Annotated in this window: 24 protein-coding genes; 15 read left to right on the forward strand and 9 right to left on the reverse strand. The window is 69.4% G+C overall.

The window, feature by feature from the left end:
* Nucleotide 1 precedes the first annotated feature (1 nt).
* Nucleotides 2-445 carry a succinate dehydrogenase, cytochrome b556 subunit gene (sdhC, locus tag AB0B33_RS08780; RefSeq protein ID WP_247014825.1) on the reverse strand — a complete coding sequence of 148 codons (444 nt, stop codon included), beginning with the start codon at nt 443-445 and terminating at the stop codon, nt 2-4.
* Nucleotides 446-1,114: 669 nt separating this feature from the next.
* Between sdhC and AB0B33_RS08785 the strand changes: the two genes are divergently transcribed.
* The 6 genes from AB0B33_RS08785 to AB0B33_RS08810 all read left to right on the forward strand — a co-directional run bounded on the left by AB0B33_RS08785 (nt 1,115) and on the right by AB0B33_RS08810 (nt 7,946).
* Nucleotides 1,115-2,257, forward strand: coding sequence for a BMP family ABC transporter substrate-binding protein (locus tag AB0B33_RS08785; protein WP_247014823.1), 1,143 nt, complete (start codon nt 1,115-1,117; stop codon nt 2,255-2,257).
* An 80-nt stretch (nt 2,258-2,337) separates the two neighbouring features.
* Nucleotides 2,338-3,909 (forward strand): ABC transporter ATP-binding protein, encoded by a 1,572-nt coding sequence (locus AB0B33_RS08790; protein ID WP_360768506.1) that lies wholly within the window; start codon nt 2,338-2,340, stop codon nt 3,907-3,909.
* On the forward strand, nt 3,906-4,997 hold the full coding sequence (locus tag AB0B33_RS08795) for an ABC transporter permease (protein WP_247014819.1): 1,092 nt from the start codon (nt 3,906-3,908) through the stop codon (nt 4,995-4,997). The genes AB0B33_RS08790 and AB0B33_RS08795 overlap by 4 nt, the downstream gene beginning before the upstream one ends.
* Nucleotides 4,997-6,274 carry an ABC transporter permease gene (locus AB0B33_RS08800; protein ID WP_360768509.1) on the forward strand — a complete coding sequence of 426 codons (1,278 nt, stop codon included), beginning with the start codon at nt 4,997-4,999 and terminating at the stop codon, nt 6,272-6,274. Before AB0B33_RS08795 ends, AB0B33_RS08800 begins: the two co-directional genes overlap by 1 nt.
* Nucleotides 6,274-6,666 carry a cytidine deaminase gene (locus AB0B33_RS08805; RefSeq protein ID WP_247014815.1) on the forward strand — a complete coding sequence of 131 codons (393 nt, stop codon included), beginning with the start codon at nt 6,274-6,276 and terminating at the stop codon, nt 6,664-6,666. Before AB0B33_RS08800 ends, AB0B33_RS08805 begins: the two co-directional genes overlap by 1 nt.
* Nucleotides 6,663-7,946: a thymidine phosphorylase gene (locus AB0B33_RS08810; RefSeq protein WP_360768511.1), complete on the forward strand. Its 1,284-nt coding sequence runs from the start codon at nt 6,663-6,665 to the stop codon at nt 7,944-7,946. Before AB0B33_RS08805 ends, AB0B33_RS08810 begins: the two co-directional genes overlap by 4 nt.
* 210 nt (nt 7,947-8,156) lie before the next feature.
* On the opposite strand, the gene AB0B33_RS08815 is transcribed toward AB0B33_RS08810, so the two are convergent.
* A complete protein-coding gene (locus AB0B33_RS08815) occupies nt 8,157-9,284 on the reverse strand; it encodes a PA containing protein (protein ID WP_247014811.1) in 1,128 nt (375 codons plus the stop codon).
* A gap of 211 nt (nt 9,285-9,495) precedes the next feature.
* Between AB0B33_RS08815 and AB0B33_RS08820 the strand changes: the two genes are divergently transcribed.
* Entirely contained in the window at nt 9,496-10,590 is a 1,095-nt protein-coding gene (locus AB0B33_RS08820) for an adenosine deaminase (RefSeq protein ID WP_247014809.1), read from the forward strand.
* Nucleotides 10,591-10,701: 111 nt separating this feature from the next.
* Nucleotides 10,702-11,910, forward strand: a complete 1,209-nt coding sequence (locus tag AB0B33_RS08825; protein WP_360768515.1) for an MFS transporter — start codon at nt 10,702-10,704, stop codon at nt 11,908-11,910.
* Between the two features lie 233 nt (nt 11,911-12,143).
* Here the strand turns inward: AB0B33_RS08825 and AB0B33_RS08830 are convergent, their stop codons facing one another.
* The gene (locus AB0B33_RS08830; protein WP_247014805.1) at nt 12,144-13,412 is read right to left on the reverse strand and encodes a primosomal protein; all 1,269 of its coding nucleotides are present in this window, start codon (nt 13,410-13,412) and stop codon (nt 12,144-12,146) included.
* Nucleotides 13,413-13,559: 147 nt separating this feature from the next.
* Here AB0B33_RS08830 and AB0B33_RS08835 point away from each other — a divergent pair, with 147 nt between their 5' ends.
* Both AB0B33_RS08835 and AB0B33_RS08840 read left to right on the forward strand, forming a co-directional pair.
* A complete protein-coding gene (locus tag AB0B33_RS08835) occupies nt 13,560-16,064 on the forward strand; it encodes a DUF3516 domain-containing protein (RefSeq protein WP_360768518.1) in 2,505 nt (834 codons plus the stop codon).
* A 100-nt stretch (nt 16,065-16,164) separates the two neighbouring features.
* On the forward strand, nt 16,165-17,205 hold the full coding sequence (locus AB0B33_RS08840; protein ID WP_360768520.1) for a C45 family peptidase: 1,041 nt from the start codon (nt 16,165-16,167) through the stop codon (nt 17,203-17,205).
* 151 nt (nt 17,206-17,356) lie between these two features.
* Here the strand turns inward: AB0B33_RS08840 and AB0B33_RS08845 are convergent, their stop codons facing one another.
* From AB0B33_RS08845 to AB0B33_RS08860, 4 genes are all read right to left on the reverse strand, one after another.
* Nucleotides 17,357-17,863, reverse strand: a complete 507-nt coding sequence (locus AB0B33_RS08845) for a response regulator (RefSeq protein WP_360768523.1) — start codon at nt 17,861-17,863, stop codon at nt 17,357-17,359.
* A 21-nt stretch (nt 17,864-17,884) separates the two neighbouring features.
* The gene (locus AB0B33_RS08850; RefSeq protein WP_360768526.1) at nt 17,885-18,841 is read right to left on the reverse strand and encodes a hypothetical protein; all 957 of its coding nucleotides are present in this window, start codon (nt 18,839-18,841) and stop codon (nt 17,885-17,887) included.
* The gene (locus AB0B33_RS08855) at nt 18,842-19,468 is read right to left on the reverse strand and encodes a hypothetical protein (protein WP_360768528.1); all 627 of its coding nucleotides are present in this window, start codon (nt 19,466-19,468) and stop codon (nt 18,842-18,844) included.
* A 114-nt stretch (nt 19,469-19,582) separates the two neighbouring features.
* Nucleotides 19,583-20,164, reverse strand: a complete 582-nt coding sequence (locus tag AB0B33_RS08860) for an NAD(P)-binding domain-containing protein (protein ID WP_360768531.1) — start codon at nt 20,162-20,164, stop codon at nt 19,583-19,585.
* A 68-nt stretch (nt 20,165-20,232) separates the two neighbouring features.
* On the opposite strand from AB0B33_RS08860, the gene AB0B33_RS08865 reads away from it, so the two are divergent.
* Nucleotides 20,233-20,556, forward strand: a complete 324-nt coding sequence (locus tag AB0B33_RS08865; RefSeq protein WP_360768533.1) for a helix-turn-helix domain-containing protein — start codon at nt 20,233-20,235, stop codon at nt 20,554-20,556.
* Here AB0B33_RS08865 and AB0B33_RS08870 read toward each other — a convergent pair.
* Together AB0B33_RS08870 and AB0B33_RS08875 are read right to left on the reverse strand one after the other, a co-directional pair.
* The gene (locus AB0B33_RS08870; protein ID WP_360768535.1) at nt 20,447-21,097 is read right to left on the reverse strand and encodes a hypothetical protein; all 651 of its coding nucleotides are present in this window, start codon (nt 21,095-21,097) and stop codon (nt 20,447-20,449) included. The two genes, AB0B33_RS08865 and AB0B33_RS08870, sit on opposite strands and share 110 nt — an antisense overlap.
* Before the next feature lie 120 nt (nt 21,098-21,217).
* On the reverse strand, nt 21,218-22,204 hold the full coding sequence (locus AB0B33_RS08875; RefSeq protein WP_360768538.1) for a sugar-binding domain-containing protein: 987 nt from the start codon (nt 22,202-22,204) through the stop codon (nt 21,218-21,220).
* A 129-nt stretch (nt 22,205-22,333) separates the two neighbouring features.
* Between AB0B33_RS08875 and AB0B33_RS08880 the strand changes: the two genes are divergently transcribed.
* The 4 genes from AB0B33_RS08880 to AB0B33_RS08895 are packed head-to-tail and all read left to right on the forward strand — an operon-like array spanning nt 22,334 to nt 26,421.
* Nucleotides 22,334-23,338: a zinc-dependent alcohol dehydrogenase family protein gene (locus tag AB0B33_RS08880; RefSeq protein WP_360768540.1), complete on the forward strand. Its 1,005-nt coding sequence runs from the start codon at nt 22,334-22,336 to the stop codon at nt 23,336-23,338.
* Nucleotides 23,325-24,665 carry a sugar ABC transporter substrate-binding protein gene (locus tag AB0B33_RS08885; RefSeq protein ID WP_360768543.1) on the forward strand — a complete coding sequence of 447 codons (1,341 nt, stop codon included), beginning with the start codon at nt 23,325-23,327 and terminating at the stop codon, nt 24,663-24,665. The genes AB0B33_RS08880 and AB0B33_RS08885 overlap by 14 nt, the downstream gene beginning before the upstream one ends.
* Nucleotides 24,665-25,597, forward strand: a complete 933-nt coding sequence (locus tag AB0B33_RS08890) for a sugar ABC transporter permease (RefSeq protein WP_360768546.1) — start codon at nt 24,665-24,667, stop codon at nt 25,595-25,597. The genes AB0B33_RS08885 and AB0B33_RS08890 overlap by 1 nt, the downstream gene beginning before the upstream one ends.
* Nucleotides 25,594-26,421, forward strand: a complete 828-nt coding sequence (locus AB0B33_RS08895) for a carbohydrate ABC transporter permease (RefSeq protein ID WP_360768548.1) — start codon at nt 25,594-25,596, stop codon at nt 26,419-26,421. Before AB0B33_RS08890 ends, AB0B33_RS08895 begins: the two co-directional genes overlap by 4 nt.
* Nucleotides 26,422-26,429: the final 8 nt, after the last annotated feature.

Consider the following 26,429-nt stretch of genomic DNA (forward strand, 5'->3'; position numbering starts at 1 on the left):
GTCAGTTACCCCCGAAGAGCGTTTCGACGGTGCGCTTCAGCATGAAGAAGGCACCGGGGACCATCACCACGACCCAGACCACGCCGATCACCCACAGCATCGCCTTCTGCAGCTTCGGGCCCTTCGACCAGAAGTCGACCAGCATGACGCGGATGCCGTTCAGCGCGTGGAAGAGGACCGCGCCGACCAGGCCGACCTCGAGGAGGTTGACGATCGGGGTCTTGTAGGTCTCGATGACCTGGTCGTAGGTGTTCGGCGACACGCGCACCAGCGCGGTGTCGAGCACGTGCACGAACAGGAAGAAGAATGTGAGCACGCCGGTGATGCGGTGCAGCACCCAGGACCACATGCCGGGGTCGCCCCGGTAGAAGGTTCCCTGCCGGCGTGAGGCACCCGCCCGATCGCTCGCCCCTGCCGAGGTGGCAGTGCTCGCCGTGGTGGACATCGGTGAACGGCCTCCAACGTCTGACTATGTGCCCGGGTGACCGGTGAGGTCCGCACTGATCGTCGTCGTCCACCTGGGACGACTACGGCGGCAATGCCGAGATCAAGGGTCATCGAGCGTGGATGAAAAGGATGCTAGACCCGACCCGGACGGTCGGCTCACCTCCGGGTTCCTCTCTGTGATGGACCAGACACCTGGGCGCACACCGGTTGTGGGCGCCGTCACAGCTTGGGTCGTCCACTGTGGACGCACCGCGCCGGTCCGGCCCCGGCTTGCCCGTCCGGCTGACACCTGATCGAGTGGTGACCGCCCGATCCGGCACTGGAACGATTCGGACGAGCAGTGGATCCGGGTTCGTCTCACAGAGTGATCGGGGTGGTCCACTCCTCGGTCGGCCTGGCACACTGGGTGACAGCAAACGGCAATTCGGCCGTCCCGCGGTGCGGGGTTTCGGCCGAAAGAAGCGCCCGGTGAGCCTTTTGATCACAGTGGGTGCTCGCCCGGTCGCGCGTGCGACTCGTGAGTAAACGTTTGTGTTACGTAGCGTGCCTTTCCTATGGCGCTTTCCTGTCCGCCGGGTACGGTCTGGCGGTCGACCCGGCAGTAGGGCCGGGTCGTGCCCTTGACCATCCGCTGGATCAGCGGGGAGGGAGAAACACGTTGCGTCGCATGCGTGGAACCGCGCTGGCCGCTGCGGCCATGGCCGGGGTGCTCGCCCTGGCCGGGTGCGCCAAGGACTCCAGCGGTGGTAGCAGCTCGAACAACACCGCGGCCTCTTCGGGCGGTTCCGACTGCGTCACCGCGCAGAAGCCGCCCGCGGCGCCCGCCGCCGCCAGCAGCTCGACCGCGGCCGGCGGCAAGGTCGACGGCAGCGCGCTGAAGATCGGCCTAGCCTTCGACGTCGGCGGCCGGGGTGACGCGTCCTTCAACGACGCCGCCGCCGCGGGCACCGACAAGGCGAAGGCCGAGCTCGGCGTGACCACGGTCAACGAGAGCACCGCGTCCGCCAGCGAGGCCGAGTCGGCCAAGCAGCAGCGCCTCGACCAGATGGCCGCTTCGGGCATGAACCCGATCGTGGCGGTCGGCTTCGCGTACGCGCCGTCGGTGAAGGTCGTCGCGGCCAAGTACCCGAACACCAAGTTCGCGATCGTCGACGACGACTCGATCACGCTCCCGAACGTGACGCCGCTGGTCTTCGCCGAGGAGCAGGGCTCGTTCCTGGCCGGCGTCGCCGCCGCGTACAAGAGCAAGAGCTGCCACGTCGGCTTCGTCGGCGGTGTCAACACCCCGCTGATCCAGAAGTTCGAGGCCGGCTTCCTGCAGGGCGCGAAGACGGTTTCGTCCAAGATCAAGATCGAGGACGACTACCTGACCCCGGCCGGTGACTTCTCCGGGTTCCAGGACCCGGCGAAGGGCAACGTCAAGGCCGCGGCCGAGATCGCCAAGGGCGCGGACGTGATCTACCACGCCGCCGGCGCCTCCGGGAAGGGCGTGTTCGACGCCGCCAAGGCGGGCAACGCGCTGGCCATCGGCGTCGACTCCGACCAGTACAACCAGAAGACCGTCGCCGCCGACAAGGACGTCATCATCACGTCCATGCTCAAGCGCGTCGACGTCGCCGTCTTCGACTACGTCCAGGCGCTCGCCAAGGGCGACCTGACGACCCTGCCGAAGCGGTTCGACCTCAAGGTCGACGGCGTCGGCTACGCCACCTCCGGTGGCAAGGTCGACGACATCAAGGACGTTCTGGACGGCTACAAGGCCCAGATCATCTCGGGTGCCATCACCGTCTCGGACAAGCCGCAGAAGTAACTGACAACGCGTCGGGGCTCGGAGGAACTTTTCCTCCGGGCCCCTCACGCGTTTGGACGAGATATGGAATTCTCCCGCCCATGAGCACTGCCGAGGCCCCGGCCGAAGCCGTCCCCGACCGGGGCGCCCCCGCCGTCCAGCTGACCGGGATCACCAAGCGCTTTCCCGGCGTGGTGGCCAACTCCGACGTCAACCTCACCGTCACCGCCGGCGAGGTGCACGCCATCTGTGGCGAGAACGGCGCCGGCAAGTCCACCCTGATGAAGATCCTCTACGGCATGCAGCCGCCGGACGAGGGCACCATCGCGATCAACGGCGACGAGGTGAAGCTGCGCAACCCGCAGGACGCGATCCGGGCCGGCATCGGCATGGTGCACCAGCACTTCATGCTCGCCGACAACCTCACCGTCGGCGAGAACGTCTTCCTCGGCGCCGAGGGCCTGCACGGCATCGGCCGCGCCGCCCGCGCGCGGCTGGCCGAGCTCGCGGAGCGGACCGGCCTGCACGCCGAGCCGGACACGCTGCTGGAGGAGCTCGGCGTCGCCGACCGCCAGCGCGTCGAGATCGTCAAGGTGCTCTACCGCGGGGCGAAGATCATCATCCTGGACGAGCCGACCGCGGTGCTGGTGCCGCAGGAGGTCGACGCGCTGTTCGCGACCGTCCGGGAGATGAAGGCCGACGGCTACACGTTCCTCTTCATCTCGCACAAGCTCGACGAGGTGCGCGCGATCGCCGACACCGTCACGGTGATCCGGCGCGGCACCACGGTCGGCACCGCCGACCCGAAGACCATCACCTCCCGCGAGCTCGCGGAGATGATGGTCGGGTCCGAGCTGCCCAGCCCGGAGACCCGCGAGTCCACGGTCACCGACCGGGACGTGCTGCGGCTGACCGGGCTGACGCTCGGTGCCGAGGGCTCCGACCGCAACGCGCTCGACGACGTCACCTTCACCGTGCACGCGGGCGAGGTGCTCGGCATCGCCGGCGTCGAGGGCAACGGGCAGACCGAGCTCGTCGAAACCATCATGGGCATGCGCAAGCCGTCCGGCGGCACGATCGAGCTGGTCGACGCCGACGGCAAAGCGCGCGACCTCACGAAGGCGGGCACGCTGGCGCGGCGCGAAGCCGGCATCGGCTACATCGCCGAAGACCGCACGCGGCACAGCCTGCTGCTCCAGCAACCGTTGTGGGTCAACCGGATCCTGGGTTACCAGACCCGCGAACCGGTCTCGAAAGGACAGTTGCTCGACATCGCCGGCGCCCGCGCCGACACCGAGCGGATCGTCCGCGACTACGACGTCCGCACGCCGGGCATCGACGTCCCGGCCGCCGCGCTCTCCGGCGGCAACCAGCAGAAGCTGATCGTCGGGCGCGAGCTGTCCGGCAACCCGGTGCTGCTGGTGGCTTCGCACCCGACGCGCGGTGTCGACGTCGGCGCGCAGGCGCTGATCTGGGAGCAGATCCGCCTGGCCCGCGCCGCCGGGCTCGCGGTGCTGCTGATCTCCGCCGACCTCGACGAGCTGATCGGCCTGTCGGACACGATCCGGGTCATGCTGCGCGGGCGCCTCGTCAGCGAGGCCGACCCCGCCACCGTGACCCCGCAGGAACTGGGCTCGGCGATGACCGGCGCCGGGGAGGGTGACGAAGCATGACGTCCTGGCGCACGAAACTGCTGCCACCGCTGCTGGCGATCGTCTTCGCCGTGCTGCTGTCGGCGATCGCGCTGATCATCTCCGGGGCCGACCCGCTCAACGCGTACGGCACGATGATCGGCCAGATGTTCAAGGGCTCCACCGCGGTCGACACGGTGAACCTGGCGACGGTCTACTACCTGTCCGGGCTCGCTGTAGCCATCGGCTTCCAGATGAACCTCTTCAACATCGGTGTCGAGGGCCAGTACCGGTTCGCCGCGGTCGTCGCGGCCATCGCCGGCGGTGCCCTCAAGCTCCCGCCGGTGCTCCACACGCTGGTCATCCTGATCGTGGCCGTCGTCGCCGGTGCGGCGTACGCGGCGATCCCGGCGATCCTCAAGGTCACCCGCGGGGTGAGCGAGGTGATCGCGACGATCATGCTCAACGCGATCGTCGGCGGGATCATCGCCTTCCTCATCAACGCCGACCAGTTCGGCGTGCAGACCGGCAACAACATCGGCACCCGCGTGATCGAGCCGTCCGGCCGGATCCCGGGCATCCCGCTCGGCTCGGGCACGCTGTTCGGGTTCGTCTTCATCGCCGCGCTGATCGGCGGCGCCTACTGGTTCATGCTCAACCGCACGCGGTTCGGCTTCGAGCTCAAGGCCTCCGGCGAATCCACCACCGCGGCCGCCGCGGGCGGCGTCAACGCCAAGAAGATGACGCTGATCGCGATGCTGCTCTCCGGCGGCGTCGCCGGCCTGGTCGCGATGCCGGAACTGCTCGGCCGCGACTTCAGCTACGGCATCACCTCGACCCAGATGTACGGCTTCACCGGCATCGCGGTCGCGCTGCTGGGCCGCAACCACCCCGGCGGCATCGCGCTCGGCGCGCTGCTGTGGGCGTTCCTCGACACCTCCGCGGTGTCGCTGGAGCAGATCAACGTGTCCAAGGAGATCGCGACGATCATGCAGGGCATCATCGTGCTGTCGGTCGTCGTGGCGTACGAGATCGTGCGGCGCGCCGACCTGGCCGCCGAGCAACGCCGGGTCGGCCGGGCACTCGCCGGCCGCAAGGGTTCCACGGTCGCCGAAGGGGGTGCGGTCTGATGGCCGTCACCGACATTTCCCGGCCCGACGCGGGCAGCTCCGGCACGATGCCGGTGCACCGCAAGCGGTCCCGGATCCCGGGCTGGCTGCGCGGGGTCATCTGGGCGGTCATCGCCATCGCCGTGCTCTCGACGGCGTCGTACTCCACCGGCGTTTCCGCGCTGACGTCGTCGAACACGGCGCAGACGGCGTTGCGCCTGGCCCTGCCGATCCTGCTCTGCGCGCTGGGCGGCCTCTGGGCCGAGCGCGCGGGCGTGGTCAACATCGGCCTCGAGGGCATGATGATCCTCGGCACGTGGGGCGCGGCCTGGGGCGCGTACTACGGCGGGGTGTGGGCCGGGCTGCTGGCCGCGCTCGTCTTCGGTGCGCTCGGCGGCCTGCTGCACGCGGTGGCGACGGTGACGTTCAACGTCAACCACATCGTCTCCGGCGTCGCGATCAACCTGCTCGGCCTCGGCGTCACGAAGTACCTGGCGAACCTGATCTTCGAGCCGCTGTCGGGCAACCCGCGGCAGTCGCCGGTGGTGCCGAAGTTCGACACCTACTCGGCGAGCGGCCTCTCGGACTGGCTCGGCGACCTGGAGAAGGAGCAGCGCGTCGGCATCTCCGACGTCGCCGGCATCCTGCGCGGCCTGGTCACCGAGGTGGCGCCGCTGACGATGATCGCGATCATCCTGGTGCCGGTCAGCTTCTGGGTGCTCTGGAAGACCCGGTTCGGCCTGCGGCTGCGCTCGTGCGGCGAGAACCCGGTGGCCGCGGAGTCCCTCGGCGTCAACGTCTACCGGCACAAGTACATCGCGATGCTGATCTCCGGCGCCTTCGCCGGGATGGGCGGCGCGTCGCTGGTGCTGCTGCGCGGCGGCGCGGACTACCTCGAAAACCAGACCAACGGCCGCGGGTACATCGGCCTCGCGGCGATGATCTTCGGCAACTGGCGCCCGGGCGGCCTGCTCGGCGGCGCGGCGCTGTTCGGCTACGCGGACGGCCTGCAGCTCTCCGGCGGCGGCGAAGCGGTGCTCGCGCTGCTGTACGGCGCGGTCATCCTGGTCGGCGTCATCGTCGTCGTGCAGCTGTTCCGGCGGCAGTGGATCGCGGCCGGGCTCGGCGTCGTCGGCGCGGGCGTGCTGTACGCGATCTACTACGCCAACGACACGCTGCCGTCGGACCTGATCCCGTACACCGCGCACTTCGTGACGCTGATCGTGCTGGCGGTGGCTTCGCAGCGGCTGCGGCCGCCGAAGGCCGACGGCCAGCCGTACCGGCGGGGTGAGGACTGATGACGTCCACTGTGGACTGGGATGCGCTGCGTTCCCAGGCGATTGAGGCCGCTTCCCACGCGTACGCGCCTTATTCGGGCCTGCACGTGGGCGTCGCCGGGATCGTCGACGACGGCCGCGTGGTCACCGGGTGCAACGTCGAGAACGCGTCCTACGGGCTCGGGCTCTGCGCGGAGTGCACGATGGCCGGCCAGCTGCGGCTCTCCGGCGGCGGCCGGCTCGTGGCGGTCGCGTGCCGCAGCGGTGCCGGTGACCTGCTGATGCCGTGCGGGCGCTGCCGGCAGATCCTGTTCGAGCTCGGCGGGTCCACGTGCCTGGTGGACACGCCGAGCGGGATCCTGCCGATGTCCGACGTCCTGCCGGACGCCTTCGGCCCGGACGACCTGCCGTGAGCGCCTTCGCCGCGGTCGACGTCATCCGCACCAAGCGCGACGGAGGCCGGCTTTCGGACGAGCAGATCGACTGGGTCGTCGACGCGTACACGCGCGGTCTTGTGGCCGAGGAGCAGATGTCCGCCTTGGCCATGGCGATCTTCCTGCGGGGCATGGACTCCGGGGAGATCTCGCGGTGGACCGGCGCGATGATCTCGTCGGGGGAGCGGCTCTCCCTGGACGTTTCCCGGCCGACGGTCGACAAGCACTCGACCGGCGGGGTCGGCGACAAGATCACGCTGCCGCTGGCGCCGCTCGTGGCCGCCTGCGGTGCGGCGGTGCCGCAGCTGTCCGGGCGCGGGCTCGGGCACACCGGCGGCACGCTCGACAAGCTCGAGTCGATCCCCGGCTGGCGGGCTTCGCTGACCACCGCGGAGATCGCGCGGCAGCTCGAAGACGTCGGCGCGGTGGTCTGCGCGGCGACGTCCGGGCTCGCGCCGGCGGACAAGAAGCTGTACGCGCTGCGGGACGTCACGTCGACCGTGGAGTCGATCCCGCTGATCGCCAGTTCGATCATGAGCAAGAAGATCGCGGAAGGCGCGTCCGGGCTGGTCCTGGACGTGAAGTTCGGGTCGGGCGCGTTCATGAAGACGCTTTCGCAGGCCCGGGAGCTGGCCTCGACGCTGACGTCGATCGGCGTCGACCACGGCGTGCCGACGACCGCGCTGCTGACCGACATGAACGTCCCGCTGGGGCGCGCGGTCGGGAACGCGGTCGAGGTCGCGGAGTCCGTCGACGTGCTCAAGGGCGGCGGCCCCGCGGACGTGGTTTCGCTGACGCTCGCCTTGGCCCGGGAGATGCTGGCGCTGGCGGGCATTTCCACGGACCCGGCCGCGGTGCTGGCCTCCGGCGAGGCGTACGAGGTCTGGTGCCGGATGATCACCGCTCAGGGCGGCGACCCGTCGGCGCCGCTGCCGAAGCCGTCGCACGTCCACACGGTGGTCGCGCCGGCTTCGGGCGTGCTGGCATCCCTGGACGCGTACGCGGTGGGCGTCGCGGCCTGGCGGCTGGGCGCGGGCCGGGCCCGCAAGGAGGACCCGGTCCAGGCGGCGGCGGGCGTGCTGTGCCTGGCCAAGCCCGGCGACGCGGTCACCGAGGGTGAGCCGCTGCTGGAACTGCACACGGACACCCCGGAAGCGGTCCCGGCGGCCTTGTCAGCGCTGGAAGGCTGCTTCGCGGTCGCATCGGCCGCGTCGGCGCCGGAGCCGATCGTGCGGGAGACGATCCGCGGCACGGTGTGACAACCATCGCGAAGATGATCACCCACCCGAGTGACCCTCGCGCATCTTTCCCTACGAAAGCTCCGCCTCCGGCCCGGACCCAAGCCGCACTTTCACGTGAAAGTGCGGCTCTGGCCCGGCCCGAAGCGGAGCTTTCGTAGGGAAAGTGGCGTTTCGGAACGTAAGAGGCCCCCGCCGGCGGACCGGTGGGGGCCTCTTCGTGGGGCTGGGTTACTCCGTGGCTTCTTCGGCGCCTTCGCCCGTCTTGGCCTTGACGTCGGCCGGCTTCGGGGCGCGGCCGTTGCGGGAGGTGCGACGCGGCTGGCGCGGGGCCGGCGGCGGCGGGGCGATCTGCTGGACGGCCGGGCCGCCGCCGAGCATCAGCTCCGCGAACGTCGCCATCGCCTCGTCGAGCTGGCCGCCGATGCGGCGGACGCTCTCGTCGTTGCTCTTGCGGACCAGCGTGTCCACCGAGTCGGTGTCCGGCTGCTTGGACAGCGTGCCCTCGACCTTGGACAGCCCGGCCTTGAGCGCGCCGTCGAGGTCGCCGATGCCGGAGAGGAAGCCGTCCTCCACCTTGTCGAGGCGGCCGGCCAGGTCGTCGAGGCGGGTGGTGACCGTTTCGAGGCGGTTGCCCAGGTTCTCCAGGCGGTCCGAGGCGTCGATCATCTCGCCGGTCTCGGTCAGCGCGACCTTGAGCGCCTCGGTGTTCGCGTCGATCCGCTCGTGCGTGGTGCGGCCCAGCTCGCCGACGCGCTCCTGCGTGACGCGGCTGAGCTCGTCGACCTTGCCCCGCAGCTCGTGGTCGGAGCCGTCGACGCGCTCGCGCAGCGTGTGCTCGGCCTGCTCGATCCGCTCGCGGACCGGGCCGGTGACCGACTGCGGGATCGAGTCGAGCTTCGCGTCCTGCTTGTCCAGGTGGCCGCCCAGCTCGTCGAGCCGGCGGTGGATGTTCTGGAGCTTGTCTTCGAGCCCGTCCATCCGGCCGCCGACGCCCTCGAGGCGCGCCGCCATGCCGTCGAGCCTGCCGTCGAGCTGCGCGAACGGCTTGGCCAGCTTGTCGACGATGCTCTCCACCGCGCGGGTCAGCGCCGAGAGGGCGTTGTCCTGGGCCTCGAGCCGGGACATCGTCTCGTCGAGGCGCTCGGCCAGCACGCCGACCTCGGTGCGGTCGGGGAGCTCGGACAGCCGCTTGCGGACCGCGCCCAGCGAGTCCACCGGCGCGAGGCGGGCGTAGATGTCGTCGAGCGCGTCGAAGATCTGCTGCTGCTCGCTCTCACGCACTTCGGCCGCGCGCACCAGCATGTTGCGCATCCGGTCGAAGGACGGGGCCGCGGCAATGTGGTTGTCAGTGGTCACTGCTGTGTCCTTCGTCGGCGGGGAAATGGAGGGACGTGCCACGAAGCTTATCGATTGCAAAAATTGCTGTCTGTATGGCCCCCGTGAAGAGCCTATTGCGGAGGCTGCCCCCGGATGGCCGATTCGTTGCCCGATCCTCGACGCTCAGGGTTAGCCCGAGGCTGAGGGTTACGGCCATGTAGGGGAATGACAACGAGGTTACCGTTGGGGGATGCCTGACGAAAGCCCTGTTCTGACCGGCGAGACGCTCCGCCGCGCGCCCAAGGTGCTGCTGCACGACCACCTGGACGGCGGTCTCCGCCCGGCCACCGTCGCCGAACTGGCCGAGCGAACCGGCTATACCGGACTGCCCACCAGCGACCCGGCCGAGCTGGGCAGCTGGTTCCGCCGGGCGGCCGATTCCGGGTCGCTCGTGTCCTACCTCGAGACCTTCGCGCACACCTGCGGGGTGATGCAGACGGAGGATGCGCTGGTCAGGGTCGCCGCGGAAGCGGTCGAGGACCTGGCCGCCGACGGCGTCGTCTACGCCGAGGTGCGCTACGCACCGGAGTTGTTCGTCGAACGCGGTCTGTCACTCGATGCGGTGGTCGAGGCCGTCCAAGCGGGGTTCACGGAGGGCACTCGCCGCGTGGCCGCGAACGGCGGCAGCATCCGCGTCGCGACGTTGCTCTGCGCGATGCGCCAGCACGCCCGCGCCCTCGAGATCGCCGACCTCGCCGTCCGCTACCGCGACGCCGGCGTCGCCGGGTTCGACATCGCGGGCCCGGAAGACGGATTTCCCCCGACCCGCAATCTCGACGCGTTCGAATACCTGCGCCAGAACAATGCGCATTTCACCATTCACGCCGGCGAAGCGTTCGGTTTGCCGTCCATTTGGGAGGCGATTCAGCACTGCGGCGCCGAGCGGCTCGGGCACGGCGTGCGCATCGCCGAGGACATCAAGACCGACGCGGACGGCACGGTCCACCTTGGACGGTTGGCCGCGTATGTCCGCGACCGCCGCATCCCCCTGGAGATCTGCCCGACGTCGAACGTCCAAACAGGCACGGTCCGCTCGATCGCCGAGCACCCGATCGGCCTGCTCGCCAAGCTGCGCTTCCGGGTGACCGTGAACACGGACAACCGGCTGATGAGCGGATGCACGATGACCAGCGAATTCGCCGCGCTGCACGAGTCCTTCGGGTATGGCCTGGACGACTTCCGCTGGTTCACCATCAACGCGATGAAATCCGCGTTCATCGATTTCGACGCGCGGATCGCGCTGATCGACGGCGTCATCAAGCCCGGGTACGCCGCGCTGGCCTGACCCGCGCGCCGGGAGGACCGCGGCCGCCGAACGGTGGTTGCGATCCTTAGCCATGCCAACTATCGTTCACCATGTAGGAATTCTTTCCCGGTATTTGGGACGGTGGCGAAGATGGCGCAGGTCGTGGACGGCTCGGTGGAGCGGGTGCAGGCGAGTTCACGGCGGTGGCTCATCCTCGCGCTCGGCCTCGCCGCGCAGACCGCGAGCTGCTCGTTCCTCTACGGCCTCCCGTTCCTGGTCCCCGCCATGCGCGCGGGGGAGGGGCTCACGCTGGCGGAGGCCGGCACGGTCGTCGCGGCCCCGAGCATCGGGCTGTTGTTCACCCTGATCGTGTGGGGCGCGGCTGCGGACCGTTACGGAGAGCGCCTGATCATGGCTCTCGGACTGGGTGCCTCGGGGTTACTCCTGGTGTACGCCGGAGTCGGTGATCACTCGGTCGGGCTGCTCTTTGGGGTGTTCCTCGCGGCCGGTGCGTGCACGGCCTCGGTGAACGCGGCGAGCGGCCGCGTGGTGATGGGCTGGTTCGCGAAGTCCGAGCGCGGCGTCGCGATGGGGATCCGCCAGACGGCCCAGCCGCTCGGCGTCGGCGTCGCGGCGCTGGGGCTGCCGCCGCTGGCCGCGCACTTCGGGTTCCGCGCGGCCGTGCTGCTGCCGGCCGGGCTCGCGATCGTCGTCGCGCTGCTGGTGGCGTGGCTGGTGACGGACCCGCCCCGGCCCCCTCGGGCGGCCGGCGGGGTCAAGCCGCCTTCGCCGTACCGGCACGCGACGCTGTGGCGGGTGCACGGGGCGAGCGCGCTGCTGGTGGTCCCGCAGTTCGCGGTGTCGGCGTTCGCGCCGGTGTACCTGGTGTCGGTGCAGCACTGGAGCGCGCTGTCGGCGGGCTGGTACCTGGCGGTGGTCCAGGTGCTGGGCGCGCTGGGCCGCCTCGGCTCGGGCTGGTGGTCCGACCGCGTCGGCAGCCGCCTGCGCCCGATGCGGCAGCTGGCGGTGCTGAGCTGCGCGGTGATGCTGCTGGTGGCACTGGGCGACGTCTCGTGGCTCTGGCTGGTGCTGCTGGCACTGGCGCTGGCGGGGATCATCACGGTGGCCGACAACGGCCTGGGCTTCACGGCCTCGGCCGAGCTGGCGGGCCTGGCCTGGTCGGGCCGCGCGATGGGCACGCAGAACACGGGCCAGAACATCGCGGCCTCGCTGACCCCGCCCCTGCTGGGCCTGGTGATCGGCGACAGCCGCTACGCACTGGCGTTCTGCGTGGCGGCGATCTTCCCGGCCCTGGCGGTGGCGGTGGTCCCGGTCCGCGCGGAGCACCACGAGTCCTGACACCCGCCCGCGGGGGCGCCCCCCGTCTCCAGCGTATCGGCGGCCACTGACGAAAACCGGCCGTCCACGGCCGGGCCGACCCAGGTTGTCCACAACCGGCTGGGCCTGTGGACCGCTGCTTCGCGTCCGGGCGGCGACGTCATGAACGACCCTTTCATGACATCCGGGCACCCCCGGACACGACGAAGGCCGCCTCCCCGAACCAGCGGGGAAGCGGCCTCCGGAGTGAAAGATCAAGCCACCGTCAGGCGGTTCTCGAACGTCTCGACGAGCTTGCGCCAAGCGCTCTGCTCGGCGTCGAACGGCGCGCTCGGCTCGAGGCGCGTCGGGTCCGGGCGGAGCACGAACGACACCAGCCAGCCCAGGCTTTCGTTCGACGCCAGCGCCGTTTCGACGCTCTCGTCGCCCGCCCAGTCGGCCGCGTCCGTGATCAGCTCGACCGCCAGCTCCAGCTGCGTCGGGTCGATCGCCTCCGGGCCCTCCGCGATGTCCGCGTCGAGGCCGGTCAACACGTACGTGTTCTCCGCGTCGACCTCGATCTCGAGCTCGCCGGCCGTGGCCTTCGCCAGCACCTCGTCCCACGTGGACACGTCGGCGAGGTCCGTGTCGGCCAGGTCCTTGCCGTCGGCCAGGGCCCGCGCCAGCGCCTTCTCGGACGTGAACACGTCGATCTCGCCCTCGCTGCCGAGGAAGACCGGGGTGTCGTCGAGGTAGCAGCGCAGCGTGTAGTACTCCGCGCCGGAGGTGATGATCTTGATCGGGTCGATGCCGACCTCGGCCCAGAAGCCGACCGGGCCCTCTTCCTCGTCTTCGTCGTCGTCCTCGTCGTCCGAGTCCGCGGCGTCGATCGCCTCGAGGTCCTCTTCGCCCTCCGCGCCGGCCTCGGCCTCGGCGGACTCCTCGTGGAACGCCGCCAGCTCCTCGGCGGTCTGCTCCAGCACCTTCTCGTCGACGTCCGGCGCCGTCACCAGGCCGTCGATCGCGTCCAGCACGGTGTCCCACTTCGTCGACACCGTCTCGGACAGGTCGTTCCACACCTGCACGCCGACGCTCCCGGTGAACGGGAGGGTGCCCTGGTCGAGCAGCGAGAAGCCCTCGGTCGAGTCGAGGATCTCGTGGACCTCTTCGAGGTCGCAGACGTCGGCGAGCGAGCGCACGATGCCGACGATCTCGGCCAGCTCGGCGATGTGCCAGACGTCCGGCTCCTCGGCGACGAGCTCGGGCACGCCGACGAGGTCGTACGTGTGGTCCTCGTCCGGGATCAGCTCGGGCACGTTCAGCGACGGCACCGCGTCCCACGCCGGGTGGTCGAGCAGGTCGTGCCGCTCGGACGTGCGGACGAAGGCGGCCAGGTGCGCGGCGTCCGGGAAGGCGTACAGGTCGTCCTCGTCGCCGAGGAACGCTTCCCACTCCTCGCCGTCTTCCCGCCAGCGCGGGGCCCACAAGGTGACGACGTCGCCTTGTGGCAGCCCGAGTTCGATCGGGATGATGTCCTGTGCCATTCCTAAGCCCTCCGGAGTACCGCCCGTGTGCGCGCGACACCGTATCTGCCGGTCGAAGCGCGGTAACGCGAAGCCTACGGGTTTACCACTCGTGATGCGATCGCCCCTGCCGACTTTGCGACGAGCGGATGGCACGATGGACCCCTGATGACTCTCACAGACCTCCTGCCTGCGGATCCCGACCCCGACGCCCTGTTCGAAGCGTTCACGACCTGGACGGCCGATCGGGGCATCGAGCTGTACCCGGCGCAGGAGGAGGCGGTGATGGAGGTCGTCTCCGGATCGAACGTCATCCTCTCGACGCCGACCGGCTCCGGGAAGAGCCTCGTCGCCGTCGGGGCGCACTTCACCGCGCTCGCCCAGGGCCGCCGCAGCTACTACACCGCGCCCATCAAGGCCCTCGTCTCGGAGAAGTTCTTCCAGCTCATCGAGATCTTCGGCGCCGACAACGTCGGGATGATGACGGGTGACTCCAGCGTCAACCCCGACGCCCCGATCATCTGCTGCACGGCCGAAATCCTGGCGAACATCGCGTTGCGCTTCGGCGCCGAAGCGCCGGTCGGGCAGGTCGTCGCCGACGAGTTCCACTTCTACTCCGAGCCCGACCGCGGCTGGGCGTGGCAGGTGCCGCTGCTCGAGCTGCCGAAGGCCCAGTTCGTCCTGATGTCGGCGACGTTGGGCGACGTGTCCTTCTTCGAAAAGGACCTCACCCGCCGCACCGGCAAGCCGACGGCCGTCGTCACGTCGGCCCAGCGCCCGGTGCCGCTGACCTTCCGGTACGCGCTGACGCCGTTGCACGAGACCATGTCGGAGCTGCTCCACGGCGGTCAGGCGCCGGTGTACGTCGTGCACTTCTCGCAGGCCGCGGCCATCGAGCGGGCGCAGACGCTGATGAGCATCAACGTCACCACCAAGGCCGAAAAGGAGTCCATCGCCGAGCTGATCGGCGACTTCCGGTTCGCCGCCGGCTTCGGCAAGACGCTCTCGCGGCTGGTCCGCCACGGCATCGGCGTGCACCACGCCGGGATGCTGCCGAAGTACCGCCGGCTGGTCGAGACCTTGGCCCAGTCGGGGCTGCTCAAGGTGATCTGCGGGACCGACACCCTCGGCGTCGGCATCAACGTGCCGATCCGGACGGTGGTCTTCTCCGCGCTGACCAAGTACGACGGCGTCCGCCAGCGCCACCTCAAGGCGCGCGAGTTCCACCAGATCGCCGGCCGCGCCGGGCGCGCGGGCTACGACACCGACGGCTACGTCGTCGTGCAGGCGCCCGACCACGTCGTCGAGAACGCGAAGGCGCTGGAGAAGGCGGGCGACGACCCGAAGAAGAAAAAGAAGATCGTCCGGAAGAAGGCGCCGGAGGGCTTCGTCAACTGGACCGAGAGCACGTTCGACCGGCTGATCGCGGCCGAGCCCGAGCCGCTGACGTCCAGCTTCAAGGTCACGCACTCGATGCTGCTCAACGTGATTTCGCGGCCGGGCAACGCCTTCGACTCGATGCGGCACCTCCTGGAGGACAACCACGAGGACCGCGCGTCGCAGCGCAAGCTGATCCTGCGCGCCATCGCGATCTACCGCGCACTGCTCGCCGCCGGCGTCGTCGAACGGCTGGACGAGCCGGACGAGCAGGGCCGGATCATCCGGCTCACCGTCGACCTGCAGTTCGACTTCGCGCTCAACCAGCCGCTTTCGCCGTTCGCGCTGGCCGCGATCGACCTGTTCGAACTGGACTCGCCGAGCTACCCGCTCGACGTCGTGTCCACCGTGGAATCCACTGTGGACAACCCGCGGCCGGTGCTGTCGCAGCAGCAGTTCAAGGCGCGCGGCGAGGCCGTGAACGCGATGAAGGCCGAGGGCATCGAGTACGACGAGCGGATGGAGCTGCTCGAGAACGTCAGCTACCCGAAGCCGCTGGAAGAGCTGCTGCAGGGCGCGTTCCACAGCTACCGCCAGGGCCACCCGTGGGTCGACGACTACGAGCTCTCGCCGAAGTCCGTGGTGCGCGACATGTACGAGCGCGCGATGAACTTCGTCGAGTACATCGGTTTCTACCAGCTCGCCCGGTCGGAAGGGCTGGTGCTGCGCTACCTCACGGACGTCTACGACTCGCTGCGCCACACGGTTCCGGACGAGGCGAAGACCGAGCCGCTGCAGGACCTCATCGAGTGGCTCGGCGAGCTGGTCCGGCAGGTCGACTCGAGCCTGCTGGACGAGTGGGAAGCCCTGCGGCACCCGGACGAAGAGGGCCCGGTGTCGACGCGGCCGCCGTCCGAACCCCCGGCCGTCACGCGCAACGAGCGCGCGTTCCGCGTCCTGGTGCGCAACGAGCTGTTCCGCCGCGTCGAGCTGTTCGGGCGGCGGGCGTGGTTCCCGCTCGGCGAGCTGGACGCGGCTTCGGGCTGGGACGCCGACGCGTGGCAGGAAGCCATCGAGGACTACTTCGAGGAGTACGACTCGCTCGGCACCGGCCCGGACGCGCGCGGCCCGGCCCTGCTGCTGATCGAGCAGCAGCCGGACGTCTGGAAGGTGCGGCAGATCTTCGACGACCCGGCCGGCGACCACGACTGGGGCATCAGCGCCGAAGTGGACCTGGCCGCGTCGGACGAGGCTGGGTCCGCGGTGCTCCGGGTGATTGCGGTAGGGGCCCACTGACGCTTTCGGGGGTTCCGGGTGGCGAAGCCCCCGGCCCGGGGCGAAGCCCCGGATGGCACCGATCGTTGCGGATTCCCGACCTCTCAGTCATCGTGAGCACATGGTGGCGACAGTGCGGGAGCACCGGATCGGCGACGTGCGCTGGACGATCGTCCGGGGGCCCCGGGAAGCCGCTTTCCGCGAGCTGGGGGCGTACGCCGCCGACGACATCCGGACCGTCCTCGACGGACTGCCGTCGTGGCCGGTCGCCGCGCGGGCCCGCCGGTCGCCGGTGCGGTTCCGGGCGATCGAAGCGGCGTCGCAGGTCGAGCACCCGGACGCGTACGCCGAGCTGACGGCGCTGGCCGCGGGCGCGGGCGTCCCGTTCGACGACCTGCTGCTGGCCAACCTGCGCGGCGACCTCGGCGCGGGCGACGGCACCGGCTGCACGGACCTCGCGTGGGCGGGTTCGCCGTCGCTGCTCGGCCACAACGAGGACGGCGCCCCGGTGTTCGACGGCATCGGCCGCCTGCTGACGCTGCTGCTCGACGGCGAGCCCGGCGTGTGCGTCTGGTGGTACCCGGGTTTCCTGCCGTCGAACACGTTCACGCTGACGACGCACGGACTGGTGTGGGGCATCGACAGCGTGAGCGTGGTGACGCCGTCGCCGTGCGCCGGCCGCCACTTCGTGGCCCGCACGGCCCAGCGCGCGACTTCGGTGCCGGAAGCGGTTTCCCTGTTGCGTTCCCACGCTTCGGCGGGCGGCTTCGCCTACACGATGGGCCGGCTGGGCGCGCCGGCGGTGACGGTGGTGGAGAAGGCGGGCCACGACACCGCGGTGTCCACTGTGACCAGTGGGCTTTCCTGGCACACCAACCACTTCCGCCAGCTACCGCACCTGGACGTCGCGGGGGAGGAGAGCCTCGACCGCGCGGAGGTGTGCGCGCACCTGGCCCCGACGTCCCCGGACGCGAAGTGGCTGGTCTCGACGTTGACGAACGACGTCCACCGCACCGCGACCGGCGGCGACGAGCTGCTGACGTTGAGCACGGTGGTGACGGACCTCGGTTCGGGCGAGGTGACGCTGGTACCCCGCGGCGGGGCGCCGCTGCAGGCGCGGGCACCGGACCTGGCCGCGGGGAACGTCGACGCCGTGGGCTGAGCTACGCGGTCCGCGCCGGCCGGATCTTCGTTGCCGCCATCGAACACGGTCTCTGCGCTCAGCTGGAGCGTTGCCCCATAGCAAGCGACTTCGCCGCTTTGACCAGCTCTTCCGGTAGGTCGACCACGGCGTTGGCTTCTGCCGCGAGCAATTACTCCGAGACCGCGGCGGCGTCTAAGGTGTAGACGACGACGGGGATTGTGTTCCCAGCTGCTCTTGTCTCTCGGAGGAACTCCTGACAGGCCCTCGGGTCCCCGGCGCGGGTGAGGTCGGTGACGACGATGGCGAATTCCAGGTGCGTCAGGTAGGTGCGTGCGGCCTCTGTCGACGTCGCGACGGTGACGAGCTTGCCGATGCGTTCGAGGGCGATCGTCTCGTACACGTTGTTGTCCGGAACGTCGTCGACCCACAGGACCCGGGCGAGCACGCTCGTCGTGCCGATCGAGGCCAGATCGGGCCGGACGGCTCCCCGCCCCTTGTCCTTGGCGGCTTCCAGCGCCGCCTCTTCGGCCTTTGCCGTGTTCACGGGTGAAAGGCTGAGGTCCATTTTGAAGATTTCCCCGAGCGAGACCCTGAGGGTGCTGTGCTCGCGGCCGTGCTGCCCGCGCCAGAGGAGGGTAAGCACGCCGATCACCAGGACCAAGCCGATGACCAGCAAGGACGAGTTTCGTGTCCACCGCTATTGCCTCCCGAAACTGTCGTCGGAGCCACCGGCCAGGGCGGCGCCCAGTTCGATCGGCACGCGACCGATGGGGCTGAGGCCACGCCCGTCCGGCACGTCGGCCAACGCGCTCAGCAGGGTGTCCCGGCCGAAAGTCCTGCTCGTCAACGCGGCGATCCCACCGATGTCCAGGTCGGCGATGTCCACTGGAGCCGCTCCGTGCCCCCACAGGTAGGTGTTGGTCCGGGCGAGGCTGATCGTCTCTTCGTACGCCCGGCACATGGCGACCACGTGCCGGGCGATTTCGTAGACGTCTTCGGGACCGCCTCGGAGCAACCGTCCGGCCACCGACCAGAAGCGGTGGATCGGGGTGCCGAGACTGCCCACGGGCAGTACACCAGAGCGGTGTGGAGAGGAGGTGAGCATGCCGATGAGAGGTTCAGTGAGAGGATCATCTTCCACCCTCGCTTGCAAGGTCTCCGCCCTGCTCGCGACGGCACCGGCAGTCAGTACCAGGTACGCCTGCTGTTGTTGCTGAAGGTGGATGCCGGGCAGTGGCCCGGGAACCCCTCTGGTTTCGGTTCTTTTGGTTCGCAGTCCGGACGCCTGTATGACGGCTTGAGCCAGAACACCGCGGTCCGCGTCTTGACCCTGTCCCGTGGCCACCAACCCGAGGTACATTCCGAAAGCCTGGCCCAGCCGGCGGAAGAGGTTCCCGGAACGCTGGAGGAGCTGACGCGCCTTCGCCGGATCCAAGAGCAGTGCCCACTGTCCGGCTTCGCGCCACGCGCTCGCCGCATCGGCGATCAGAATAAACGTGAGGTCGTCCTCCCGCGAGCGATCTTTCGACGAATTCGCCGGGTATGCGGACTCGAGTTCGAACTCCGCGGTCCTCGCGTAGGCTTCATGGAACTGTGCCGTCCTGCGAACCTGCTCCGGATCGAGCCCGAGGTGTTCTAGGTGTTCAAGTGACACTCAGATCAGCTCCCGGACGTTCGTCAAGACCTCCGGTGGGGTGAATCGCGGGTTGCGCCAGGTCCAGGCCTTGACGAACAGCTTCCTCTTACGGTGAAGCTCCCATTTTTCACAATGGCTGATCTGGTTGTCGGGCACGATGATCTTGGCAGTTACCTCGCCCTCGGTTTGGTAGGCCGAGTATCGTCGATAAGCGTTGAGATCACGGATCTCCTCGGCCACTCCTTCTATTCCCACCGCGCTGCGCGGCGCCAAGATGACCCAACAGGTGTAGAGGTATGCGAAGTCATGTCGACCGGACTGGGTGCCGAAATCGAGCGCCGTCTTGCGGGCGCGGTGCACGAGGTTCGTCGTGGTCAAGACGTCCCGTTCGACCGTGCCCGCGGAGAGCGAGATGAACGGGCTGTGCTCTGAGAAGGGACTCCCGGTCGAGGGGTCGATTTCGTCGAAATGATTGACGTGCCGGTCCAAGTTCGCCGGCGTGAGCTTGTCCCTGATCTCCGGTGGGCTGATCTCGTCGACTCTTCGCCACCAGTTGCAGAGCAGACCGCATCCCTTGTCGATCACCTGTTTGGCTTCGTGGTCGCTGGGCAGGTGAACCCCTTTGACGCACCATTGAATGATCATCCTGCCCGGCCGCCCCTCGGCTGACGATTCGTCGAGTCCTAGGTCGCGTCCGGGACCGGAAATGTTTCGCCTCCTGGCGTCGAGTTCGTCGATGCCGGCTGTTCCTCCTGGCCCTCACCCCACCGGGGTCAGGATCGCCTGGGCGTCTTCGCCCGCGAACCACAGCCCGATGGCGAACGCCGCGGTGGCCTCCAGCAGGGCCGCGCGGTCCAGACCACCCGCGACCACCGGCTTCGCGCCGACGTCCCGCACCAGCGTGCTCACCGCTTCCAGCGCAGCCGGGTCGTCGCCGCACAACGGAACCGACAGCGGGCGGCCGCCGAACACCGGGGGTGTCATCCGCCAGACGTCGACGTGGGCGAGGTTGAACGCCTTCACCACGTGGGCGTCCGTGGCGATCCGCGCCGCCACCGGTGCCCCGGTCAGCGCCGGGTCGTTGGTGCAGTCCACCAGCACCTTCCCGGCCAGGGGACCCGCCGCCGCGACGACCTCGCCGACCGCGGACGACGGCACCGCCAGGAGCAGCACGTCGGCGAACTCCGCCGTCTCGCGCCAAGAACCGGGGGAAGCGCCGAGTCGCGCCGCCAACGCGGCGGGGTCGGACCGGCCGCTCACCCGAAGCTCGTGGCCGGCCCTCGCCCACTGCGTGCCGAGCGCGTCCGCCATCCCGCCCGTGCCGAAGATCCCGATCCGCATGCGTCCTCCTTGTGCTTGGCTGGTACCAGCACGACGGTAGGAACCCGGGAAGGAACCGAACGGTAACCATGGACTTCCTCGCCGACTGCCGGACGCGGCTCGCGTTCGACCTGGTCGCCAACACCTGGAACCCGGTGGTGCTGTGGGCGCTGCGCCACGGCCCGCGCCGGCACGCCGACCTGCGGCGCGAGATCGGCGGGATCAGCGCCAAGGTGCTCACCGAAGCCGTGCGGCGCCTGGAGTCCGACGGGCTCGTCGAGCGCCGCGAAGGCGCGTACGCGCTTACGTCGCTGGGCACGAGCTTCCTGGCGCCGATCGAGGGCTTCGGGCGGTGGGCTGCCGAGCACGGCGACGCCGTCGTCGCCGCTCAAAACCGAGCGCGATCAGCATGACCAGGGACAACGCGGGCAACGGGTAGCCGAGCAAGAGCCCCGCGACGACATCGAAAACCGGCGCGGCGACCCCGGCCACGAACACCCACGTCGGCGCGGTCGGCGGTTTCGCGGCCGGCGACCACGGCGTCTTGCGGCCCGGCTTCGCGACCGAAAGCCACGCCTGGAACGCCAGCGCGCTCGCCATCGCCGCCGCCCCCGCGATCTGCGGCCAGGCGACCGCGCCGGTGTCCGCGGATCCGTGCAGCGCGGGGGAGAGCAGGAAGATTCCGGCGTAGAGCTGCACCAGTGTCAGGACGAACTTCGTGAGCACCCACCAGTGCCGGAAGTAGCCCCACGCGGTCGCGCCGGCGAGCAGGAGGCCGGTGAACGCGGAGGCGTTCGCCATCGGCGCGAGCAGCACGGTGTCGAGCCGCTCCGCCATCGCGGGCGCGCCCGTGGCGGTCAGCACGACCAAGGCGAGGGCCTGGCTCATCCAGGCGACGGACGACACGACGTGCAGCCAGACGACGGCCTGGCGCCAGCGGGGAGAAGTCTTCACGCCGTTCAGGCTCGCCGAACCGGCGACCACGGCACATCGGGCGCGACCCGGGTTTCGCCCCGGAGCCCGGGAGGCCGCGCGTACTCCCGGCGGAGTACGAACCCGCGGCGGCCGTACGCCTCAGGTGGTCGCGACCGGGTTCTTCGCGGCCAGGGCCAGGAGGGGGACCGCGGCGGCCGCGTCGGTGATCAGCGTCGACGCCATCCCGGACCGCAGCACCGCGTCCACCGCCGCCGCCTTCGGCTTGCTGTAGCCCAGCGCGATCACCTCCGGCACCGCCATCAGCTCCTCGTGGCTGATCGCCAGCACGTGGTGCGCCAGCCCGGTGGACAACGCGTTCCCGGCCGCGTCGAACAGCCGCGCGGCCACCTCCGCCGTCGCCCCGCGGGCCGCGATCGCCGCGCGCTCGGCCTCGTCCAGCGCGTCGTACACCGTCGACTCGCCGGGCTGCCACGCCCCGATGCTGACCACGGCTTTGGTGAGGTTCCGGAACTGCCCGAACGTTTCCGCGATCCCGGGCTGGCGCCGCAACGTCTCCGTCGTGCGCCGGTCGGGCAGCACCAGCGGGCCGAAGATCGGGTAGGCGTCGCCGCCGGACACGCTCGTCACGCGGCTGACCGTCTCCACCGAGCGGCCGCGCATGTCCACCCCCGCCTGCACCCCGCACAGCTGGACGACCGGGCAGCGCGGCAGCTTCCGGATCGCCTCGGTCATCGCGTTGACCGAGCGCGCCCACGACAACCCGATGACGTCGGACGGAGTGGCGATCTCTTCCAGCAGCCGGGCGGCCAGCGCCCCGATCTTCGCGCGGACGACCTCTCGCGGTTCTCGCTCGGTTGAGCGTTCGAGAACGAGGGCTCGCTGCAGGCCGTACGCCGAGCGCACCTCGTCGGACAGGGCGAGGTCGACCGGCGCGGGCAGTGAGAACTCCACTCGAACGAGCCCGGACTCCCTGGCGGTGTCGAGCATCCGCGCGACCTTGAACCGGCTGACACCGAACTCGTCGGCGATCTCCAGCTTGGAACGTCCCTGCACGTAGAAGCGCCGGGCGACGGTCGCCAGCAGCATGGCTTCGGTCAAGGCCACCGGTTTGTTGGACGTGCTCATATGAGCACTATAGTCAGAAATTCCTGCAAAAGGTTGACGAATCACACACGTCAGACCTGTAATGCCTTCACATGTTCTCGACGCCATAGGTCACTGCCGCTCATATGAGCGCGAGGAAAGGGGCTAGGCATGCGTGCCGCCATCATCGACCGGCCCGGCGAGATCAGGGTCGGTGAGGTGCCCGATCCGAAGCCGCGGGAACGCGAGGTGGTCGTCAAGGTCGGGGCCTGCGGGATCTGCGGGACCGACCTGCACATCGCGGACGGGCACTTCCCGCCCACCCCGTACCCGATCGTCCCCGGTCACGAGTTCGCCGGGGAGATCGTCGAACTCGGCTCGGACGTGCCGGGCGGCTGGCAGGTCGGCGACCGCGTGGCCGTCGACCCCTCGCTGTTCTGCGGCTACTGCGGCCCGTGCCGCTCCGGCCACGGCAACCTCTGCGCCAACTGGAACGCCACCGGCGACACCGTCGACGGCGCCTTCGCCGAGTACGTCGCCGTCCCGTCGGCGAACTGCTACCGCATGCCCGACGCGATGACCTGGGAACAGGGCGCGCTGGTCGAACCTGTTTCCTGCGCGGTGCACGGCGTGCGCCGGGTCGGGGTCGAAGCCGGAGAGCGCTTCCTCGTCGTCGGGGCCGGCACGATGGGCCTGATCATGCAGCAGCTGCTGCAGCGGGCCGGCGCGCACGTCACGGTGGTCGACCGCAACGCCGAGCGGCTGCCGCGCGCGTCCCGGCTCGGCGCCGTCGCCACCGCGGCGGACGTCGGCGAGCTGAACGACGAGAAGTTCGACGTCGCCGTCGACTGCACCGGCGCCGCGCCCGCCATCGAAGCGGCGTTCGACGCCACCCGACGCGGTGGCCGGCTGCTCGTCTTCGGCGTCGCACCGGCCGAAGCCCGCGTCGCGCTCTCGCCGTTCCGCATCTACAACGACGAGATCACCATCGTCGGCTCGATGGCCGTGCTCGACAGCTACGGCGTCGCGCTCGACCTCGTCGCGGACGGCGCGATCGACACCGGAGAGCTGCTCACCGACCGGCTGCCGCTCGAGCAGTACCCGGACGCGCTGGCCAAGATGCGCAGCGGCGCGGGCCTCAAGGTCCAGGTACTCCCCGGAGGTGGCCGTGCGTAAGCTGCTCACCCTCCTCGCCGCGACGACGCTGGTGGCCACGGGGTGCGCGGGTGCCGGCTCGGTCGGCACCGGCGGCTCCACGCTCGTCATCGCGATCGTGTCGAACCCGCAGATGAAGGACGCGATTTCGCTCGCGCCGGAGTTCGAGAAGGCGACGGGCATCAACCTCAAGTTCGTTTCGCTGCCGGAAAACCAGGCCCGCGCCAAGATCACCGCGTCGACGGCCACCGAGGGCGGCGAGTTCGACGTCGTCATGATCAGCAACTACGAGGCCCCGCAGTGGGCGGCCAACGGCTGGCTCGAGAACCTCGAACCGCACATGGCGGCCACCCAGGGCTACGACGAAGGCGACTTCATCCCCAGCATCAAGCAGTCGCTGTCGTATGAGAACCAGATGTACGCCGTGCCGTTCTACGGCGAGTCGTCGTTCCTGGCCTACCGCAAGGACCTCTTCGAGAAGGCCGGGCTGACCATGCCGGTCAAACCGACGTGGCAGCAGGTCGCCGACTTCGCCGCGAAGCTCGACGACAAGGCCGACGGCGTCGCCGGTATCTGCCTGCGCGGCAAGCCCGGCTGGGGGGAGAGCCTCGCGCCGTTCAGCACGGTGGCCAACACCTTCGGCGCCCAGTACTTCGACAAGGACTGGAACGCCAAGCTGACGTCGCCGGAGTTCGAGGAAGCCGCGAACTTCTACGTCGGCCTGATCCGCGACCACGGTGAGGTCGGCGCCTCCAGCGCCGGGTTCTCCGAGTGCGGCACGCGGTACACGCAAGGCCAGGCCGCGATGTGGTACGACGCCACGGTCATGGCGGGCACGAACGAGGACCCGTCGAGCAGCAAGATCGTCGGCAAGTCCGGGTACGCGCCGGCGCCGGTGGTCAAGACCCAGGCCAGCGGCTGGCTCTACACCTGGGCGCTCGGCATCCCGAAGGTCGCCGAGGACAAGGACGCGGCCTGGAAGTTCATGGCCTGGATGACCGACAAGGCGTACGTGCGGAAGGTCGGGGCGACCTACGGCTGGAACCGCGTCCCGCCGGGTGTGCGTCAGTCCACTTACGACATCCCGGACTACGCCAAAGCGGCCGCGGCGTACGCGAAGCCCACATTGGACGGGATCGCGGACGCGAACCAGCAGAAGGCCATGGCGAACCCGGTGCCCTACCCCGGCATCCAGTTCGTCGGCATCCCCGAGTTCCAGGACCTGGGCACCCGGGTGAGCCAGCAGCTGTCGGCGGCGATCGCCGGGCGCGAGTCGGTCGACGACGCGCTGAAGCAGTCCCAGGACTACGCCCGGACCGTGGGCGACTCCTACAAGGCGGTGCAGTGATGTCCACGCTCTCGGTCGACACGCCCAAGTCCCAGGCTCACGCGAAGGCCGTGGAGAAGCGCGGCCTGAGCACCGCGGCCAAGCGGCGGCTGCCGCTGCTGCCCGCGCTGGTCTTCGTCATCGCGGTGACGCAGCTTCCGTTCCTGCTCACCGTGTTCTACTCGTTCCAGTCGTGGAACCTGGTCCGCCCGGGTTCGCGGCACTTCGTCGGTCTCGACAACTACATCGACGTCTTCAGCGACACGACGTTCCTGGTCGCGCTGCTCAACACCGTGGTGCTGACGGTGGTGTGCGTGCTGGTCGCGCTGCTGCTGGGCCTCGGCCTGGCGATCCTGCTCGACCGGAAGTTCTTCGGCCGCGGCGTGGTCCGGACGTTGCTGATCACGCCGTTCCTGATCCTGCCCGCGGCCGGCGCGCTGCTGTGGAAGACGACGATGTTCGACCCGACCTACGGGTTGCTGCACTTCGTCTTCGGCACCGACGTCGACTGGCTTTCGGAGTTCCCGCTGGCGTCGGTGATGGCGCAGATCGTCTGGCAGTGGACGCCGTTCATGATGCTGCTCATCCTCGCTGGCCTGCAGAGCCAGCCCAAGGACGTCTTGGAAGCGGCCTCTGTGGACGGTGCCAGCCGGTGGCGGACGTTCGTGTCCATCACGCTGCCGCACCTGTCCCGGTTCCTGCAGCTGGCGACGCTGCTGGGCGCGATCTACATCGTGAACAGCTTCGACGCGATCTTCCTGATGACGCAGGGCGGTCCGGGTACCGCGAGCACGAACCTGCCGTACTACATCTACCAGCGCGCGTTCGAAGGCTTCGACGTCGGCCAGTCGTCGGCGATGGGCGTGGTCGTGGTGATCCTGACGATGATCGTCGCGACTTTCGCGCTGCGCTTGATGTTCCGCACGTTCTCGGTGGATGGAGGCATCAAGTGACCACGCTCGCCCGCGGCAAGGCCGGCCCCCGTTCGCTCACCGTCGTCACGTGGATCATCGCGATCCTGTTCGTCTTCCCGCTGCTGTGGATGATCCTCACGGCGTTCAAGCAGGAGTCCGACGCCTACACCGATCCGCCGAAGCTGTTCTTCAGCCCGACGTTCGACCAGATCGCCAACGTGCTGAAAGGCGGGTTCCTGCCCTACGTGTCGAACTCCGCGTTCGTCACCGTGCTTTCGACGGTGCTGGTGCTCCTCCTGGGCATCCCGGCGGCGTACGCGCTGTCGCTGGCGCCGGTGAAGAAGACGTCGAACGCGCTCGGCTTCTTCCTCTCGACGAAGATGCTGCCGATCGTGGCGGCGATCATCCCGCTGTACATCATTTCCCAGAACACCGAGCTGCTGGACACGGTGTGGGCGCTGGTCATCCTGTACACGTCGATGAACCTGCCGCTGGCCATCTGGATGATGCGGTCGTTCTTCCTGGAAGTGCCGCACGAGATGATCGAGGCCGGGCGGATCGACGGCGCGAACCTGCCGACGTTGCTGCGCAAGATCATCATGCCGGTGGTCGCGCCCGGGATCGCGGCGACCGCGCTGATCTGCGTCATCTTCTCCTGGACCGAGTTCTTCTACGCGGTCAACCTGACGGCGGCGCGGGCCGGCACGGTGCCGGTGTTCCTCGTCGGGTTCATCACCAGTGAGGGCCTGTACTGGGCCCAGCTTTCCGCCGCCGCGCTGCTGGCCTCGCTGCCGGTGATGATCGTCGGCTGGATCGCGCAGAACCACCTCGTCCGCGGGCTGTCGATGGGAGCGGTGAAGTAGTTCGCGCC

It is taken from the genome of Amycolatopsis sp. NPDC049159 (genome assembly GCF_040648295.1).
GTDB classification, from domain to species: domain Bacteria; phylum Actinomycetota; class Actinomycetes; order Mycobacteriales; family Pseudonocardiaceae; genus Amycolatopsis; species Amycolatopsis pretoriensis_A.